Source organism: Flavobacterium sp. J27 (genome assembly GCF_004303025.1).
Taxonomy (GTDB): domain Bacteria; phylum Bacteroidota; class Bacteroidia; order Flavobacteriales; family Flavobacteriaceae; genus Flavobacterium.
This window is the reverse complement of sequence record NZ_PJQW01000006.1, coordinates 267,737-288,437: the sequence shown is the minus strand read 5'-3', so window position 1 is coordinate 288,437 and position 20,701 is coordinate 267,737. Positions and strand designations below refer to the sequence as shown.

Here is a 20,701-nt window from a genome sequence, read left to right as displayed (position 1 = left end):
GAAATCGAGGTTCTTATCTTATTTATTTTTTAATAAAACGTCTTTCCTCCATTTGACCATTGTTATCCACTAAAACGGAATAAATACCTGGTTTTAGGCTGGAAACGTCAATACTTTTACCATCACCTTTTCTAACAGGAATAAAAGTTCCTGTTTGCGCATCAACTAATGTTATTTTTGAATTTTGTACATCTGCAGTAAAGAATAATGTATTTTCTACCGGATTTGGATAAATCACAAACATTTCTTTAGGTTCTTCTGATGATTCAACTCTTGCAGCATTACCTACTTTAGTAATTTTAAACCAATTTAAATTTACACCACTACTTTGAATATAGATACCAAAATTATAGGTTCCTGCATTTACATTTACAGTTTGAGAAACCGTTTGCCAATTTTGCCATCCACCTGTATTTGGTATATTTACATTTCCTAAAATAATACTTCCTGCATTTAAATCTGAAGAAAGTACTGCACCATTAACAGCACTTGCTACTCTATATTCAATTAAATAAGATCCAGAAGTTGGAAAATTAATACTATTATAAGCCATCCAATCACCTGTATCTGCATAACCAACATTTAAACCACCACCAGCATCTGTAGTAGGTTCGGTTTGAATACCACTCATTGCCGAGTAATTTTCGGCTTGAATTGTAACACTAGAAGAACTGCTTGTTGCTCTCACTCGTAATGACGATGCTAAATCATTAAAATTATTATCTACTAAACAAGCATCATTACTTCCTACAACTATTGAAGAGCCATTAAAATTATCATCAACATATAGCACTATTTCATATCCACTATTTACTTTAAGAGAAGAAATATCATCATTTACAACTCCTTTAGCCTGTAATTGACTTAAAGTATAATTACCTGGTGCTAAACTTACTGCATAACCACCGTAATTACAATCTTTATAAACTGTTGCTACACCATTATTTGGAGGGATTGTTCCCGTAATGGTATAACTTCCTATTGATCCGTAAGCAGAATACCCTCCATAACCTGCATCACCAGCGCCTGTTCCATCAACACCAATATAATAGGTACCAGCCGCTAAATTTGCATTTAATGAAGCATTTAAAGCAAATGGATCTGAGTTCCAATACGTTCCAATTTGAGTTCCAGATGCATTAAACAGTCTTATTATTAAATGAAGATTTCCATTACTACTCACTGTATTGGCATTAATCACAACATTACCTCCTCCTGTAGTAAAAGTGAAAAAATCATAATCTGCTTCACTAGAGATAATTCCATTTTTTTGATTGATGCTTCCGTTTGAATTATAACTTAATGCTGCAGCACCGGAAATACCGTTACTGTAATCGTCACCTCTATAGCCAACACCAAATTTTGAACCTGCAATTGTAGCTACATCATCTTGTAAATTATTAGCATAATTATACTGTCCTTTACTCCATTGTACAACGGGTCTATAATATCCAGCTCCCATAATTGGTGCCCATGAAGTACCATTTATTCCAATAAAATAATCTTCTTGTGGATTTGTGCGTCCGTCGTGTCCTAAATCGAAAGTATGACCTATTTCATGAGAAGAAGCATCTCCACCCGATTTTCCAGAGGTAATAAATACCCAACAAGGTACATCGTTATCCCAGTTAAAAGAACCAATATAAGCCACACCTCCAGCACCTGGAGCAGCTGTATTTGTTGGTGTAACGACCACACGCATTCTTCTATTTCTAGGGTATGAATTAAATACAGATTCATTAGTGGTAACATTTAAATTAAAAGGTCTGTAGTCTTCAGAAACTACTTCCCAATGTTCTTGAACAGCAGCGTCACTCATTCCTGAAGGAGCGGCATTAATAGCGTTTCCATTATTCCATAAATTACCTGCAGGCATATAATATCCATCAAAATCTAATAATACACAACCAGCAGCACCAGGTAAACTTTGTAAATTAAGAAGTGCTTGAGTTATAGGTTCTGGTTCTGTAGCTTTATTAAAATTATTTGAGAGTTGTTCTCTATCTGGAAGATTTTGATAATTAACACAGATTAAACTATTAATATCTACTTCCTTTACAAAAGCATTTCCATTTTCAGAATAGTATTTATAGGCTTTATTAATTTCTTTAATAATAATATGTCCTTCTAATTCTTTTTTAGTAATATCGATATAAAAAGAGCCACCATTACTTATTATTTCTCCTATAATATATTCACTAGAAGCACTGGATTTTTGATAGTTAATTTTCCCGTTAAATGATTTATCGTTCGCAATTTTTAAAAGTATGTCCTTTTCATTTCCTTTTGCAGCATTAGTTGCTAAATTATTTTTTACATGGGATAGAAAAGTTTCATTTTTCCCTAATGAAGTTTGTGATATAGCCCAATTACAAAACGTAACCAAAGCTATAAAGCTAAAGTAAATTCTTTTTTTCATGTTTGTTTGTTTATTTGTTTATGTTAAGTTTTTTTAGATAGTTATTCTAAGAGAAGCATCATTTTTTACACATAGTTACACATTTAAAAAAGTTGAAAAATATTTTCTTGATTTAAAAAAAAAATCAATTATCTATATAAATTTATTGCAACAATTATTTTGAAAAAAATAAATTAAACGAACAGCATAATCTTTTCAACAAACAGCATTTTTCATTCAACAAAATGCTATTTATATTCAATTAAGGCTACTCAAAAAAAAAGACTTAAACTATTCATTTTCAAAACATTTTTCTTCTTCAAACAAAAGTATTATACGTTTAAAAATGATTCCTAATAAAAGCGCTCAAACTTACATTTAGTATCATTTGAGCGCTTATCAACCTTATTTTTTTATGAATTTCATTTCTGTTTTTACACCGTCTTTTTCAATAATAACTGCATAAATACCAGGTTGTAAATTTGAAATATCCAAACTATTTGCATCAGCTTTAGGTACTTTTAAATAAATACCTCTTTGAAAATCTGCCACCTGAATGGTTGCTTTATCTAAAGGTGTGCTAAAATGCAAAATATTTTCAGCAGGATTTGGATACATAGTTACTACTTCCTCTTTTTCATCAGAAGTAGATGCCATTCTAAGAGCGTTGCCTACTTTAGTTATTCTAAACCAATTTAAATTAACTCCAGAATTTTGAATAAAAATTCCAAAATTATACGTTCCAGCATTCACATTTACAGTTTGAGATACCGTTTGCCAATTCTGCCAACCTCCTGTATTTGGTATATTTATTGTACCTAATACAATAGAACCAGCGTTCAGGTCTGAAGAAATTTGAGCGCCATTCACGGCACTTGCCACTCGATATTCTATTAAATATGAGCCATTAGTTGGGAAAGTCACATTGTTATATGCCATCCAGTCTCCTGTGTCTGCATAACCAACATTTAAACCTCCTCCAGTATCTGTAGTCGGTTCCGTTTGAATACCATTCATTGCGGAATAATCTTCAGCTTGAATAAATACAGATGAAGTGTTTGTGGTTGTTCTAACTCTTACAGAAGTAGCTACATCATTAAAGTTATTATCTACTAAACAAGTATCATCTGAACCAACAATAATAGACGTTCCTGAGAAATTATCATTAGCATATAATACCACTTCATATCCATTTTGAACTTTTAAAGAAGAAATATCGTTATCTAAAACTCCTTTAGCTTGTAATTGTCCTAAAGTATAGTTACCCACATCTAATCCAATAGCATATCCACCATAATTACAATGTTTATATACCGTAGCTACACTTGGTACACCATATCCAAAACCACCAAAAACTGCTACAGCTTTAGTGGGCTGAGTAGTATGTAATGATGGCGAATGATCAGCTACATCATCATAAGCAAAACCATAAGAAAGGTTATCTACACTGATACCTGGTAAATGCCAAAATTTAGAATAATGATTCATTGGGTTAGCTTGATAAAAAGAAGGAATATTATGCCAATTTTGTTGACCAGGATTAGCAGTTGTTACATCTACAACATGTCTATTAATTGCAGCGGTAAGTTGGGCTTGAATTACTAAATCCAAATCACCATCAACTAATCTTCTGTCTAAAACCCCTTTACCTTCTAAAGCTTCCTGAGTGGATGGTCTATTTTGTACTCTTCCAGTTCTTCCGACAAAAGCTCCAGATTGCCCTACCATTTCTAATTGTTCACCAATAACTCTACCTTTGAATACACCGGCTTGTCCTGCATAAAAAATTAAATCTTGGGTTTTATATTTATTCCAAATGGCATCAATATAAGATTTTAAATAATTTGCATAAGGTCCAGGAGTTGTACCACCAGTTCCATCAGCAAAAGCTGGCGTTTTTGAAGGAGCAGTAATCTCTCCAGTTGTATTATTGACACATCCTTGAAATTCAGTAGGCACATTTGCTTTAAATGCGGCAACAATTTCGTCATGTTTTTTTAATTCACCTACTCTTTTATAGTAGCCATTACCATACAATTCTAATCCCATTGGGTATTTGTATGAATCAACACGTGTTGGATTACCAAAGAAGCCATATTGGTTATTTGTTAATTCAATCATTTCGTATAAAATGCCATTATTAGGATCGGTAGGATTTAATGGATTGTGACCAGCATAACCTGATGGAGCACCAGTTGATCCAAAGAAATAGAGATACATTTGGGAACCTTTGGAAATAAAGACTCTACATCCTGCTATAAGAGGTAGAGTAAATGTTTTATTAGGTATTTCGCTTAATTTAGTAAAACAATTAGCATACTTTCCGTTTCCTCCTGGTCCTTGATTTCCTCCTGGTGTAGGACCTTGAACTGTATTATAAGAAGAATTCATTGGGTAAACCTGACTGGTTTTAGCATCTACCCAAACATGAGCTCCTGTGTTGTAATTAATTCCGACAATGGCTACATACAAGTCGGAATCACTAAAAGTTGATGTGTTTTTAATTTCGAAGGGTATTGGACCTTGGCTATACCCTAAAGTAGTAATAAATAAGATGGAAAAAAGTTTCCAACTTAATAGATAAGTTTGTTTTGTTTTTTTCATGTTTTTGCTTGTTAACTGTTTATAAATAGTTTTGTTTACATATAAATTCTATTAATTAATAATGAATTTTTCTATTAAGAGGTTTCAAATTGAAACGTGACTTATCTTTAGAATAATAGCAATAATTCTTCTACAAAATCCTCCAAATCCAGCCTATTTATTTTATAAATAATTGGTTAAGCAAACACACACGAATTTATTGATATACCTTAATATAATCAATACGATATTCTTGTGGAAACACTGTATTATCAATTGCAGGTCCGCCAAAATTTCCTCCAATTGCCATATTTATCAAGAAATAAAAGGGTTGATTAAAAGGCCAAATGTTTTCGTCTTTCACATCTGGTTGAAATGTATATACCAAAGTATCATCTACATAAAAAGCAATTTTATCTTTATCCCAATCAATTGCATAAATGTGAAATCCTTCTTCTATATTGTCTATTTTTGTTTTCTTTGTATTAATTGTATTTCCATGACTATCTTGTGTGTGAAGAGAAGTAAACACATAATGTGGTTCTTTTCCGATATATTCTAAAATATCTATCTCACCACTTTTTGGCCAACCCACTTCCGAAATATTAGAACCTAGCATCCAAAATGCTGGCCATAAACCTGTTCCGATAGGTAACTTCGCTTTTGTTTCAATTCTACCGTATTGAAATTCTTTTTTATCTTTTGTAGTAATTCTGGTAGAAGTATACACTTTACCATCGAATTTGGCAGTAATTACCAAACATCCTTTCTCTAATTTATGATTCTCTTTAGTGTAAATTTGAGATTCATTATTTCCCCATCCGCAAATATTCGGGCAACCATTTCCTAATTCAAAATTCCAAACTGTAGTATCTAAAGCTTTCCCATTAAAATTTTCTTCCCAAACTAATTTTCTAGATTGTTTTTGAGCGAAAGCTATATTAAAAATGAACAGTATTAAACAAATTTTTTTCATTATGATATTACTTTAAAAATTGAATTTGATCTTCTAATGTATTGTCTGAACTACCCCCAATAAAAATTTTAAACGCTCCAGGTTCTGTCTCCCATTTTTTATTTTTGGTATAAAAAGAAAGAAGTTCTTCATTAATTTCAAAAGATATTCTTTTCGTCTCTTGAGGATTCAATTCTATCATTTTAAAATCTTTTAATTCTTTTACTGGTCTTGTATAACTAGCTACTAAATCTCTAATATATAGTTGTACCACTTCTTTTCCTTTTGTGTTACTATTATTTTTTAAAGTTATAGAGACGGTAATTTTTTCTCCATGTTGAAATGTTTTTTTACTTAATGTTAAGTTTGAATATTCAAATTTTGAATAGCTTAATCCATATCCAAAAGCATATAAAGGCGTATTTTTTTCATCTATATAATGTGACCAAAAAACACTTTCTGGTTCATTTAATACAGGTCTTCCTGTATTTTTGTAATTATAATATAATGGAACTTGCCCTACATTTCTTGGAAAAGTCATTGGTAATTTCCCGCTTGGATTATAATCACCATAAAGTACTTGAGCTATTGCATTACCAGATTGAGTACCTAAATGCCATGCTTCAACGATTGCTGGAACATTATCTTTAGCCCAAGGAATAGCTAACGGTCTTCCATTATTTAATACTAAAACAATATTTTTATTAACTTTATAAATAGCTTCTAGCAATTGTTGTTGCACACCAGGCAATCCTAAATCTGCTCTACTTCTTCCTTCACCAGTTTGTAAACCATGTTCACCCAAGACCATTACCACCACATCAGCATTTTTTGCAATAGTAATTGCTTTAGAAAATTCTGAGGTATCAGTTTCGTTAATTTTGGTTTCCCACATAAATTGTGTTCTACCCAAAGCAACATCAGCCCCTTTAGCGTAGGTAAGTTGGTTCCCCTCATAAGCATTCATTCCTTCTAAAACTGATACTGCAGTTTCATCATCTGCTCCAATTCTCCAACTCCCTAATGGACTTGTTTTATCGTTAGCTAAAGCACCAATTAATGCAATTTTTTTACCTGATTTTTGCAATGGTAAAAGATTATCATCATTTTTAAGTAAAACAATCGATTTTTTAGCGATATCTAAAACGCCTTCGTGGAATTCTTTTTTACCAACTGTTGCTTTTTCATACGCTTCATCACAATATTTATAAGGGTTTTCAAATAACCCTAATTCAAATTTTGTTCTTAAAATTCTTCTTGCTGCATCATCAACATCAGTTTCTTTTACCTTTCCTTCATCAATTAACTTTTTCAAGTAAGTAACATAAGCATAGGATTCCATATCCATATCGGAACCAGCATTCACAGCTATTTCAGCAGCGTTTTCGCTGTCTTTAGCATAACCATGTGCAATCATTTCATTAATAGATCCCCAATCGGAAACTATAAAACCATTAAAGTTCCAATCTCCTTTAAGAATATCTCTTTGCAACATTTTATTACCCGTTGCAGGAATTCCATTTAAATCATTAAATGAATTCATGAAAGTACGTACTCCTGCGTCAACAGATGCTTTAAATGGTGGTAAAATGATGTTTTGAAGTGTTTGCTCTCCTACATCTACTGTATTATAATCTCTTCCTGCTTCAGCAAAACCATAACCTGCAAAATGTTTTGCACAAGCTAAAACTGTTTTTTTAGAAGATAAATCTTCTCCTTGAAAACCTTTGATTCTAGCTTCAGCAATTTTACTTCCTAAAAATGGATCTTCCCCAGCACCTTCCATAACTCTTCCCCATCTTGCATCTCTAGATATATCAACCATTGGTGCAAAAGTCCAGTTAATGCCTACAGCTGCAGCTTCTTCAGCAGCAATAGCTGCCGAATTTTTAATAGCATCTAAATCCCAGCTGGCAGCTTCAGCTAGCGGAATAGGACTGATGGTTTTGTAGCCATGAATAACATCAAAACCAAATAATAAAGGAATACCTAATCTAGTTTCCTCTACAGCTATTTTTTGTAAAGTATAAACATCTTTAGCTCCTTTCACATTCAGCATAGAACCTACTAATCCTTTTTTTAAATCTTCATACTTTTTAGCAGCCTGACCATCTTTTGGAGCAGGACCAGTAATTTCCCAAAATCCATTATATTGATTCATTTGACCAATTTTTTCTTCTAAAGTCATTAATTTTAAAATAGAATCTACTTTTTGATCAATTAAATCACTTTCTTTAATAGTGGATGAAGATGTTTTATTAGTGGTAGTATTACAACCAACGAATAGTAAAAAAGAAACGATTAAAATACTATATGTAATAGGTTTGATTTTCATTAGAAATAGGTAATAATATTTCAATTCTTAAGAAAGCTAGTATAATACTAAACTCTCTTAAGATTGAAATGATAAAATATTTTTTATTATAAAGTTTAAATTATTGGTAAACTCTTACATAATCCACTTCCATAGAAGATTGCGTAAATGCTGGATCTATGGTTCCTCCAAATGTTCCTCCCATAGCTACATTTAAGATTAAGAAGAAGTCATGATTGAATGGTACTGAATTTGAGTTTGGCACTGAATGAAATAATACATCATCCACAAAAATTTGAATTGAAGTTGGACTCCAAATCGTTTTGTAAATATGGAATTCAGAACTAGCATTTGTGATAGTAGTTGTATTTCCATTTGCATTACCACCCGAATTACCAGGATAATGTAACGTTCCATGAATTACATTAGGAACATTACCTTTATGTTCCATAATATCAATTTCTCCACAAGCAGGCCATGAGAAACCAGCTTGATCGTAATTTGCACCTAGCATCCAGATAGCAGGCCAAGTACCGCCACCAACTGGAAGTTTAGCACGAACTTCGACTTTTCCATAAGTAAATTCAAATTTATTTTCTGATTTTAATCGTGCTGAATTATAGTCAGAACCCGATTTTATTGCAGTAATTACTAAATTTCCACCAGATACTACTGAGTTTGTAGCACTATTGGTATACGTTTGTGCCTCGGCATTTCCCCAGCCGCCAGCACCTAAATCATATCCCCATTTATTTGGATCTGGTGCTCCATCAACATCAAATTCATCAAACCAAACTAAATTAGTATAGTCTACCACTGGATTTTGTACAGGTTGTGTAGTTGTAAAAGTGTGATACCAAGCTAATGCTGGATCGTTCCCCATAATAGCTCTTACAACCATTCTATTTTCCGTAAGTGATAAAATTTCATAAGTACTTTGACCAATGTAATATCCCATAAATCCATTATCAGAAAAATTCATTAAAGTACCTCTTGTTTGAGTAGCGGCATTTGCATTCATTGTCACCACTGATTCAGAAGGACTTAAAGAAACGATTTTTACCCCTGAAGCATCATAATCATAACACATATCTGAACCAGCACTTCCTCCAACAACTCCTTCAAAAGCCGTATTAAAAAATGTCTTCCCTCCATTATCTAATTGATATTTTAATACATCACCATCTTTAGTAAATGTTAACACATTATCGTATAAACAACTAGAATCTGGACTAGCTGCTTTTTCCCAAGGGGCAGCTTGATACCAAAAACCAAAATAATTTTGAGTTTCATCAGTACTATTTGGTCCTACTCCTAAGTGACCAGGTTCAGAAGCTGACCAATACCAGTTTTTACTAGCTCCACCAGTTAAAAAGTCGATGGCTTCATCATCTGTAAAATCACTTCTAACTTCCACACTAATTGTTCCATTTGTTGCCACTCCACCTTTACCAGAAGCTACAACAGTTACATTATATACATTAATTCCTGTTTGAGTGAAACGCTTTTTATAAGTGCCGTTTGGTGCATTTTGTGAAGTTCCATCACTAAAAACAAATTTATAAGAAATAGCATTATTTGCATGAGCCGTAAAAGTAACTATTCCTGAACCATCACCATAAGGATTAGATGAGTCTTGCCCTTGTATTTCAGCTTGAATTACCAAATTTGTTGGAGCATTTATGTCTCCAAAACTTTTATCTTCTTCTTGACAACTAAAAGTTAAAATTAGTGTCAATGATAATAAAATATAATTTTTTAATTTGTTCATTTTAAGTCTTTTTTAGTTGGATAATTGTATATCATCAAAATAATAAGAAGCTCCAGTACCAGCATTTCCAAAATCGAAGAACACTACAACTCTTTGATAATTATTTGCATTATTGATACCTGTAAAATCATAAGTAAGTTCTTCCCATGTATTAGATTGGGTTGTAGTTGCATCTAATTCTGTATTAATGGTGGCACCGTTTGCTAAATTTTCTAGTTTTAATTTAACAACAATACCTGCTTGTGGTGACCAAACTTTCATTTTTATTTTTTGCATAGTTGCAAAATTGATTGGACTTCCTAACTCTATAAAAGAACCTGCCCATGTTTCTGCTCCATTAGCTTTTACAAGTTTTCCTACTTTTGAAGAGGCATTTATACCTGTAGCATCGGGATTATTATCGACTACCGTATTTGCTCCACCAAAATTATCAAAAGAATACGTTAAGGTTGCCGATTCAAAATCCAATGGTAATACAACTGATGGTGCTCCAGAGGTTAATTCGATATCATCAAAATAATAATCAGCTCCTGTTCCTGTGTTTCCAAAATCATAGAATATTACAACTCTTTGGTAATTATTTCCATTGTTAACTCCAGAAAAATCAAAAACTAATTCTTCCCATGCATTAGCAACTGTATTTGTGGCATCAACTTCTACATTAATATTTGAATCTAAAAGATTTTCTAATTTCATTTTAACAACAATACCTGCTTGTGGTGCCCAAGATTTTATTTTAATCTTTTGCATAGTTGAGAAATCGATAGGCTCTCCTAATTCGATTAAAGATCCAGCCCAAACCTCAGAACCATTACTTTTAGTTAAACGAGCCACAGTAGCACTACCGTTGTTTGCATCTACACTAGGATTAGCAACCACAACAGTATTAGCTCCTCCAAAACTTGCAAAATCATAACTTAAAGTAGCCGACTCAAACGTTATTGGTAATAAAACTGGATTAGTTATTGTAACATCTTCAGTATATTCTGTAGTAGCAACACCACCACTTAAAGCAACTACTCTAACAGTGTATGTTCCTACAGTTGCATAACTAAAATTTACTGTTTCACCTTGCATAAAATCTACAGGTACTTGATTTGGGTCTTCTCCAAAATAAACTTGAAAAAAGGTTTCATAATCTGCTGTAGCTTGTACAGTAATTGCTAAATTATTACCTGGTACATGAGCGATAACAACATCTAAATTTTCTGGTGCGATGAACGAAACTGTTAATTCTTGTGTTGTTTCAGTTCTTTTACCATCTAATGTTACACCTACAATTCTAACTTGATAAGTTCCTTCTGCATACACATGCTGTACAGAAGCGCCAGGATTAACATAAGCAGGGTCAGCGGTACCATCTCCAAAATAAATCTCATATTGAGAAACACCTTGTCCTGTAGGTAAAATAGTTACTTTACCCGAATTATCTTGCTTGATAGTCATTAAAGCAGCAATATTTTTAGGTGCGCTGATACTATCTAAATTTAGTGTATCATCATCGTTAGCACAACCTATAAAAAGTGCTAATACCAAAAGACCAATTACTATTTTTATTTTATTCATGTTAGTCAATTTTAATAGTTAGAATTTTGTTGCCAGTTTCCGTTAGAAAATTGAATTTCTTCAAAAGGGACAGGAAAAACTTCATTTTTATTAGCTGTAAATCCTGGAATAGTTCCTACTGCTCTATTCGTTCTTACTAAGTCGAAGAAGCGATGTCCTTCACCAACTAATTCTAATCTTCTTTCTTCCAAAATAAAATCAGTTAATGCAGCACCTGAAGCAGAAATATCATGATTTGTATCGCCAAAAGCTCTTCTTCTTACCATATTTAAATACAGTCTTGCTTTAGTATCGTCTATGCCTCCTCTATTAAAAGCTTCAGCTGCCATTAATAAAACATCAGCATAACGAATAGCTCTGTAATTATTTGGGTTCGTTAAATTTTGATCACCCACATTAGAATCTCCTTGACGTGGTAAATATTTACGATTAAAATAACCTGTATGCTTATATCCTTCACCGTAAGTAGCTCCAGTTGTGTTCGCCCAATCTACAATATTCAAAATGGCAATATCTCTTCTATTATCTCCTACTTCAAAGGCATTATAAACATCTGCTGTAGGCACATTAAAACTATAACCAGAGTCAAATAATGGCCCGTTATAATTTCTAATACCATTAAACCCAACAGCAACATTTCCTTCACTGCATTGTAAACATCCAAAACCTGCACCTTGACCATCAAAATATTGCACTTCAAAAACAGATTCTGGTCCATTTTCTGCATTATTTTCAAAAAGAGTTGAATAATCCGTAACTAGAGAATAGTTTCCATCTAAAATAACTTGTTCTAAAATAGTAGATGCATTTACAAATTTGTTTTGGTATAGATATACTTTTCCTAAAAGTGCTTGAGCTGCTCCTTTTGTCGCTCTTCCTTGTTGAGAAGCTACAGGATTTAAGTTATCAATTGCAAACAATAAATCACTTTCAATATTCGCATATACTTCTGAAACTGGAGAACGAGGAAGTGCTTCCACATCACTTGCATTAAATCTTTGATCCTCCTTAATCGGAATTGGACCAAACCATTTCACTAATTCAAAGTTATAGTATGCTTTTAAAAATCTTGCTTCTGCAATGATTTGTTCTTTACCGTCAAAATCGGTTTTATCTTTAAATTCTAGAATATAACTAGCTCTGTAAACTCCCGCAAACATCCAATTCCAAATATCCTTTAAATTTGAATTTACTGGAGTGTGAATCATTTCATCTATTTGTTGGAAACCAATTACATCCGTTGCACTTTCTCCTCCAGAAAGGGTATTATCTGAAGCAATTTCTCCTAATAATACATTTACATAAGACGATTGTAATATATCATATGCACCAATTAATGCTTTTTCATAGTCGTCTTTTGAATTGAAATAATTTTCCGAATCAATTGAATAAGGTGGTGCTTCATTTACAAATTCGTCCGAACATGCTGAAATTAATGACACTATTAATGTCAGAATAATTCCAATTTTTACTGTATATTTTTTCATAGTCATTTTTTTAAAAAGTAACATTTAATCCTAACATATAAGTTCTTGGAGTAGGATAAAAACCATAATCAATTCCCCCAGCAATTGGATCTCCACTATTCGCTGCAGGATCATACCCTCTATATTTTGTAAAAGTATAAACGTTATTTATAGAAGCATATAATCTTACTTTTGATAATTTAGAATGCTGAATAAAACTTGAGGGTAAAGAATATCCTAATTGTATGTTTTGAATTCTCAAGAAAGAAGCATCTTCCACAAAATAATCTGAAAAAACATTATTTGCAGAAGCTCCGGCTGTCACTCTTGGCACTTCATTAGAAGTTCCTTCACCTGTCCATCTATCTAAAACATAATTCAATTTATTTAATTTATTTTCCGTTCTTTCATAATTACGAATCATATCATTTCCTACAGAAGCATAAGAATAACCTACAAAATCAAAATTTTTGTAGCTTAAATTCAAATTAAATCCTAAAGTATAATCGGCAACTGGTTTACCAATAAAAGTTCTATCATCTAAATTAATTACTCCATCACCATTGATGTCTTTATAACGTATATCCCCAGGAACCGCTTCGGCACCTAATGCTACTTGTGATGGGTGTGCATTTACTTCTGCTTGGTTTTGAAAAATCCCATCGGTTTGATATCCATAAAACGCTCCAATAGTTTGTCCTACCTGCATTCTTGCTGGTGCTGGCTGTCCTACACCAAAAGCGCCTCTTTCAAGAAATCCAGAACCATTATTAACTTCTGTAACTTTATTGTTGATTGTAGTAATATTAAAACCAACAGCATAGTTAAAATCTTTAATATTGTCTTTATAGTTTAAAGCCAATTCAAAACCTTTATTTTCAACAGTACCAGCATTTATAGTTGGATTTCCAGAACCTGGTGCTGAACCACCTCCAATTCCTGAAACTGGTGTATTTGGAATCAATAAATCCTTTCTGGTATTATTATAGTAATCTGCTGTTATTTCTAATTTATTGTTAAACATTTTAGCATCTAATCCAATATCTAACTTAGTATCAGTTTCCCATTTAACATTTGGATTTGTAATCCCTCCTACTGCAACTCCAGTAGTTAAACTTCCATCAAAAATGTATTCCGCTTCACCATTTAATAAGGAACGAAATGCATCATTACCAATTGCATCATTTCCTAATGTTCCATAACTAGCTCTTAGTTTTAAGAAATTAATTTTTCCATCTTTATTAAAGAAATCTTCTTCAGATATAATCCATCCTCCCAAGATAGATTTGAAATAAGCCACACTATATTCTGGTCCAAACCTTGATGATTGATCTCTTCTAAAGATAAACGACAATAAATATTTTTCTCTGAAATTATAATCTAAAGTAGCAAACAATGAAGGTCTTTTGTATGGAGTAGCTTTATACGAACTATTTGTTTTTACAGGCTCCAACGGTAAACCATTAGCTAAAGCTATATCTGCATACTCCCAAGAATTATTAGGCACATCATAACCAGTAGCGAATAAACCTTCTCCATTGGCTTCATGTAATGTACCCCCTAAGGTTAATTTAAAATTATGATCCGTAAAAAGTGTTTTTTGATATTCAGCAAATACATCAAAAGTAAAATTACTAAATTTTTCTGCACTTTGATTTACATTACTCTGACTTACATTATTAAAAACTTTACCATCGCCATAGTCAACTAGCATATTAAAAGTCTTCCCTACACTATTTCCTCTTTGAAAACCATAACGTGAAGTTATTTTTAAATCACTAAATACTTTATATTCTAAGCTTATAGATCCATTTAAACGTTCTTGATTATAGCTATTGTAAGTGTTTTGAATTTGTGCCAATGGATTAATTACCTCTAAACCATAACCTGGTGTAGCTGGTACTAAAGTATAGTTACCACTAGCATCGTATACTGAAAATACTGAAGGTACATTAATTGCATTAAATAAAACAGAACCTAAGCCGTTTTCATTTAAGCCTTGTCTATTAAAATCGGTATAGATAAAGTTGGTTTTTAATTTTAAATTATCATATAAATCTACTCCAACAGCCACTCTTACAGTACCTCTATCAAATCCTGATTTATTTAAACCAACAATCCCTTCTTGATTAATTTTTGAAGCACTAAAAGCATAGGTAATTTTTTCAGAACCTCCTGAAATAGAAATATCATTATTGGTGATTGGAGCTCTATCAAATACTTCATCTTGCCAGTTAGTACCTACACCAAACCCACTAACATTAGGATAAGGCAATGTTAAACCAGCATTTGCATAACTTTCATTTAAAAGCAACGCATATTCAGTAGCATTTAAAACATTTAATTTTTTAGTGGTTTCTTGAAATCCTGTATAAGAATTGATAGAAATCTTTGTTTTAGAATTCTTTTTACCTTGTTTAGTAGTAATTAAGATAACTCCATTTGCTCCTTTAGCACCATAAACAGAAGCTTGCGCGTCTTTTAATACAGTATAAGATTCAATATCTGAAGGATTTAACAAATCCATGTTACCTTCATAACCATCTATAAGTACTAATGGTCCATTATCTCCATTTGAAGAAATACCTCTAATTCTAATATTTATACCTGCACCAGGAGCACCAGAACCAGAAGAAACATAAACACCTGCTACTGTTCCTTGTAAAGCCGATTCCGCTTTAATAGGTCGAAGATCTTCAATTACTTTACTATCAACAACAGCAACCGATCCAGTAACATCTTTTTTCGCTTTAGTTCCATAACCTACAACAATTATTTCTTCTAATGCTTTTAAGTCCTGAGTCATATTAATTTTTATAACTTCAGCTTTAGTTACTTTATATTCAAAATCTGAATAACCTACATAACTAAATAGTAAGGTAACACCTACTGGGACATTTGATAATGTAAAATTACCATCAAAATCAGTAGAAGTACCAATCTTATAGTCTTTAGCAAAGATGTTAACACTAGGTATAGGCTCTCCTGTACCCAAATCAAAAACAGTTCCAGAAACATCTACAGTTTGACTAAACCCAAAAGATGTTAATAACAGAAATGTAATTAGTAAAAAATTTGATCTCATAATTTGTTTCGGTTTATAAAAGCTAAAATTAAAAGAATGAATTAATAATAAATTTAAAATAACCTCAACAAAAAATATACACTACAAAAAAAATATATTTTTATTGCGTTATTGATAAAAAAACATCCTATTTTTAAGCATTCCGTAATCTTAAAAAAATCTTAAAAAAAGTAACGAAAACGTTGATGTTGTGGTAATGTATAGGTGTTTTTTTACTTGTATAGGTATTAAAAAGATAAGATGTACTCTACCAAACCTTGTTCATGTTCCAAATTCATCTTTTTACGCAACCTATACCTTTTTATTTCTACACTTCGTACAGAAATATTTAGCAACGGAGCTATTTCTTTAGATGATAAATTCAGTCTTAAATAAGCACATAAGCGCAAATCATTAGGAGTTAAAGTAGGATGATCTTGCTTTACTTTCTTTAAAAAATCGTTATCAGCATTATCAAAAGCTTCTTTAAAAATATTCCAAGAATCTTCTTTATTAATATTCTTTGTAATGGTTGTAATAACCGATTTTACACTTTTATTTGTAATTTCTGGAGCATTTTTTAAATCTTCTTTTATTAAAGACAGTAATTCATCTTTTTTAATCAAACTCATAGTAGAAACAGCCAATTCTCTATTCTTACTATCTACATCTTGCGCTAATTGTTCGTTTTTAATTTTCATCAATTGTTGCGCATTTTCTAATTCTTTTATTTCTAATAATAGATTGTTCTCTTCTATTAATTTTTGTTCTTTTTGTCGGTAATAATTTTTGTACGCTTTATTTATATAATAAGCCATAATTAACAATAACAAGGTATAAATAAGGAATGCTACATTGGTTAAATACCAAGGTTTTAAAATAGTAAATTTATACATAACAATGTCATCTGGTTCTGAATTTGCAATTTTAGCTCTTACTTTAAAAGTATAGTCACCCGGTGATAAATTTTTAAAACTGGAACTCGTTTTTGCAGACCATTCGCTCCATTCGTTTTGAAAGCCATCTAATAAAAATTGATATTCTGCGTTAATATATTTATTATATTCTGGAACCGAATAATTAAAAATAATATTATTCTCATTGTGTTTAAAAACACCATTTTCAACAATAGAGCAACTTATTAATTTTTCATTCAATTTATTAATAGCAATATTAGAAATGGAAAGTTTGTAATTTTTAAAAGTTAAATCATTCAAATTAATAGTATAATAACCATCTGTTGTACCTATTAAATAAGTAGAATTATAAAGTTGTGTAATATTTTCATAACCTAGCATGGAATTAGTTAACGAGGCTGGAATTGGAATTACATTCTCCTTTAATTGACTACTTAATTTACTCAATGAAAAATAATGGATGTAATTTTTTGAAAACAACCACAACCGGTTTGATTTATCTACAATTAATTTTCCAGAAGTATATTCATCTCTTTCAAAAACAGCACTTAAATTTTCATCTTTTACAAATTTTTTAGATTTTGGATTTAACTTATAAACACCTTCTTTATAAGCATAGTAAATGGAATTATTAAATTTAATTAAGCATGAATTCTTTCCTTTTGTAGGCGATGTATAGGTATAAAATGAAGTCGCTTCAGTATAATTTTTGTCTAATTGCAATCTAAAAACACCTTTATATTCATGACTAATATAAACTTCTAAAGCATTTGTAATTTCAAAATGTTTGGATGAATAATCAAACCCTTTTATTCTATGACTAAACCCCCATTGATTGTTTACCTTTTGTAAAATGGTTAAACCAATATAGTTTCCTTGTAATAACAAATCATTTCTATGAGGCACTTTTTCAAATTTCCAAGTACCTGAACCAGAATAAATAAGTTTTGCTGATTCATTTTCAATAATAAAAGTACCTATATTGTGTCCACAAAATAACGTATCATCGTTTTCAAACAAAGACCAAACCTGACCTTTAGTTCCTTCAATAAATTGAAAACCAGAAGTATCCTCGTTTTTTTTAACAAACAAACCTTGATTTGTACCAACATATAATTTGTCTTTAAAAACTATAGACGTATAAACAGTACCTAAAAAACCTGTATCATCTGAAAAACTTTTTATAGGAGATTGCAGATTTATACAGTTAATTCCATTATCTAAACCTATCCATAAATTTTTATCAATATCTTCATATAGAGACAAAGCCGTATTATTACTCAATCCTTTAGTTTGCGTAAGATGATATTTTATTTTTCCTTCACTATCTAGAATGAATACTCCATTAGAAACTGTACCAATTGCAAAATTACCATCAGATAACAACAAACTACTATATACGCTGCTAGACATTATTTCGTTATCAGAAGGCAAACTGTATTTGGTTATATTCCCTTGATCCAATTTAAAAAAACCTAAAAATTCGGTTTGAACCAATAATTGTTCATTAATAAAAAAGAGATTAACAATTTTATTCTTTAAAAAAACTGGATCGTCTGAAATTAATTTACTTTTTCCATTTTCTATTTCAAACAGTCCTTTATTGGCTACATGAAAATAGATAGCATGATTTACAATGTAGGATTTTATAATAGTTTCATTTTCTCTAATGACATTAAATTCTTCCGTTTTTGTATTATAAATATAGATCTGATTAAACGATTGAAAAATAATCCATTGCTCATAATTGAGTATATTCCAAAATTGCTCATCATCAATTAACTTCTCTTTTACTTTGGTACTCAAAGAAGTATAAACTAATTCATTTGTACTATTACGCGACCAATAACCAAACTCCATATAAGCTCCCGTATACACTTTATCATCTATAGCTGAAACTGAACGAATAATAGTTTCATTTGGAGAAGGGTATAAAACCCAATTAGCTCCATTAAATTCTAAAAGTCCTTCGTTATTCGCAAAAAAGACAGCATGATTACGATCTTGTGCAATCATCCAATTTTGGTTTCCAGCAGCATAAATGCTTTGTGGATATTTTACAATTGGAGGGAGCTCTTGCGAAAAAACAGATAGAAATGATAAAAAGAAGAGATATATTGTAACTTTCAAAATAGTATTTTTTAATCGTTTAAAATTGTAGTAATCAAATTAATTCATAAAAATATAAAAAAAGGCATGCTTTGCATACCTTTTTTAAAATTATTGATAAAGCACTTTACTTTTTAATAAATATTTTAGTAATTGATGTGTTTTCTGATAACAAATTAACAAAATACTGTCCTATTGGTAATGCGGTTACATCTAATGAAAAGGCACTACTTTCAACCTTTTTCACAAGTACACTCTGCCCTAATTGATTGTAGATTTTTACATCTTTTACAGGTGTTTCTAATTGAAAATTCAATGAATTTGTCCCTGGATTAGGATACATTTTTACTATAGATGATTCAAAGTCAGCAACATCTAACGCTGCTGATGTAAAATACACATTATCAAAATAAACAGTTCCAGGCGTTGCTGTTAAAACATCAAATTTATATTGAAACCAAGTGGTGGGATTAAAACCTAAATCTGTAAAATAAGACATCGGAATAGTAACACTTTTCCAAGTATTCTGAACAATTGCTTCTTGATCAGGTAATCTATAAACGTATTCTAAAACGGGACTATTAGAAATTAAATACAACCCAAAAGTAGTTGCATCACTAGTCCAATAATCAAAATGTACATATTGTGCTGTAGTAACATTTGTTTCATTATAACCGGCTCCAAAACCAGCTATAGCAAAATTAATTTTTAACGCATTATTTACATCAGGACCAGAATCTAAATCAACATCAGAAGCAGTTCCAAAAGAATATTGATAGGTATTAGGATAGCTTTCGCCATACATGCTAACTACAGTAGCTGGATCTGCTGTAGGTATTGGTGCTGGTCCTGAAGGCGTTGGTAATGGAGGTGGTGGAGCTACATTAGTTCCTCCTGCAAAATTATCTACCCAATAAGTATCGGTTTCATAGTTAGCAAAATCTGTAAAAAGAACCACCTTAGAATAATTTCCTAAACCACTTCCAAAATCTAAAGTAACTGATTGCCAAGAAGTCCCTGAAGTAGTAAAAGGTAATTCTACAGTAGATGGACCTCCTATACCTCCTTCAAATTTTAACAAATGATTTCCAGAAGTAGTACCATTCATTGGCTTAATCATAAAAGTGATGGTATTGTTAGCATCATCAGATAAATCCAAGTTTTCAGCCAGTTCTAATTGAGCAGTATCATAAAGTTGACCTCCACCCACTACTTGAGCTACCATATTACCAGAATCGTCTACTAAAGTAACATTACATCCTTCATAACCTGTCATTAAATCTAAAGGATCAGAAAAATCTAAAGGAAAAGATTGGGAATACCCTATAGTAATTCCTAAAATCATAATTAAAAGAGTAATTTTTTTCATAATATGTTTTTAAATTAGTTAAAAATTAAGAATAATTAAATTTAAAACTTAAGAGGTATGCTTTTACAAAATGATTGTTATAGAAACTATACAAAAAAACATTTATTTTTAACTCAACCTAAACCTTACAAAAATCTTGACAAATTGTGCTTTTATAGTGGCAAAAAAAAACAAAAAAAGCATACAACA

At 31.4% G+C, this 20,701-nt stretch carries 10 protein-coding genes; all 10 read right to left on the bottom strand.

Annotated features, from left to right (window positions below):
* Nucleotides 1-22: 22 nt before the first annotated feature.
* Nucleotides 23-2,419: a carbohydrate-binding protein gene (locus CX675_RS20145; protein WP_240723625.1), complete on the bottom strand. Its 2,397-nt coding sequence runs from the start codon at nt 2,417-2,419 to the stop codon at nt 23-25.
* A gap of 384 nt (nt 2,420-2,803) precedes the next feature.
* On the bottom strand, nt 2,804-5,002 hold the full coding sequence (locus CX675_RS10680; protein WP_130735220.1) for a beta-1,3-glucanase family protein: 2,199 nt from the start codon (nt 5,000-5,002) through the stop codon (nt 2,804-2,806).
* A gap of 196 nt (nt 5,003-5,198) precedes the next feature.
* Nucleotides 5,199-5,957, bottom strand: a complete 759-nt coding sequence (locus CX675_RS10675; RefSeq protein ID WP_130735219.1) for a family 16 glycosylhydrolase — start codon at nt 5,955-5,957, stop codon at nt 5,199-5,201.
* Nucleotides 5,958-5,964: 7 nt separating this feature from the next.
* Entirely contained in the window at nt 5,965-8,271 is a 2,307-nt protein-coding gene (gene bglX, locus CX675_RS10670) for a beta-glucosidase BglX (protein WP_130735218.1), read from the bottom strand.
* 100 nt (nt 8,272-8,371) lie between these two features.
* Nucleotides 8,372-10,021 carry a family 16 glycosylhydrolase gene (locus CX675_RS10665; protein ID WP_130735217.1) on the bottom strand — a complete coding sequence of 550 codons (1,650 nt, stop codon included), beginning with the start codon at nt 10,019-10,021 and terminating at the stop codon, nt 8,372-8,374.
* A 12-nt stretch (nt 10,022-10,033) separates the two neighbouring features.
* Entirely contained in the window at nt 10,034-11,587 is a 1,554-nt protein-coding gene (locus CX675_RS10660; RefSeq protein WP_130735216.1) for a hypothetical protein, read from the bottom strand.
* Between the two features lie 11 nt (nt 11,588-11,598).
* A complete protein-coding gene (locus CX675_RS10655) occupies nt 11,599-13,074 on the bottom strand; it encodes a RagB/SusD family nutrient uptake outer membrane protein (protein ID WP_130735215.1) in 1,476 nt (491 codons plus the stop codon).
* A 10-nt stretch (nt 13,075-13,084) separates the two neighbouring features.
* Entirely contained in the window at nt 13,085-16,138 is a 3,054-nt protein-coding gene (locus CX675_RS10650; RefSeq protein ID WP_130735214.1) for a TonB-dependent receptor, read from the bottom strand.
* 227 nt (nt 16,139-16,365) lie between these two features.
* A complete protein-coding gene (locus tag CX675_RS10645) occupies nt 16,366-19,164 on the bottom strand; it encodes a triple tyrosine motif-containing protein (RefSeq protein WP_304988709.1) in 2,799 nt (932 codons plus the stop codon).
* Nucleotides 19,165-19,270: 106 nt separating this feature from the next.
* Nucleotides 19,271-20,512 carry a T9SS type A sorting domain-containing protein gene (locus tag CX675_RS10640; protein WP_130735213.1) on the bottom strand — a complete coding sequence of 414 codons (1,242 nt, stop codon included), beginning with the start codon at nt 20,510-20,512 and terminating at the stop codon, nt 19,271-19,273.
* Between the last annotated feature and the right edge of the window lie 189 nt (nt 20,513-20,701).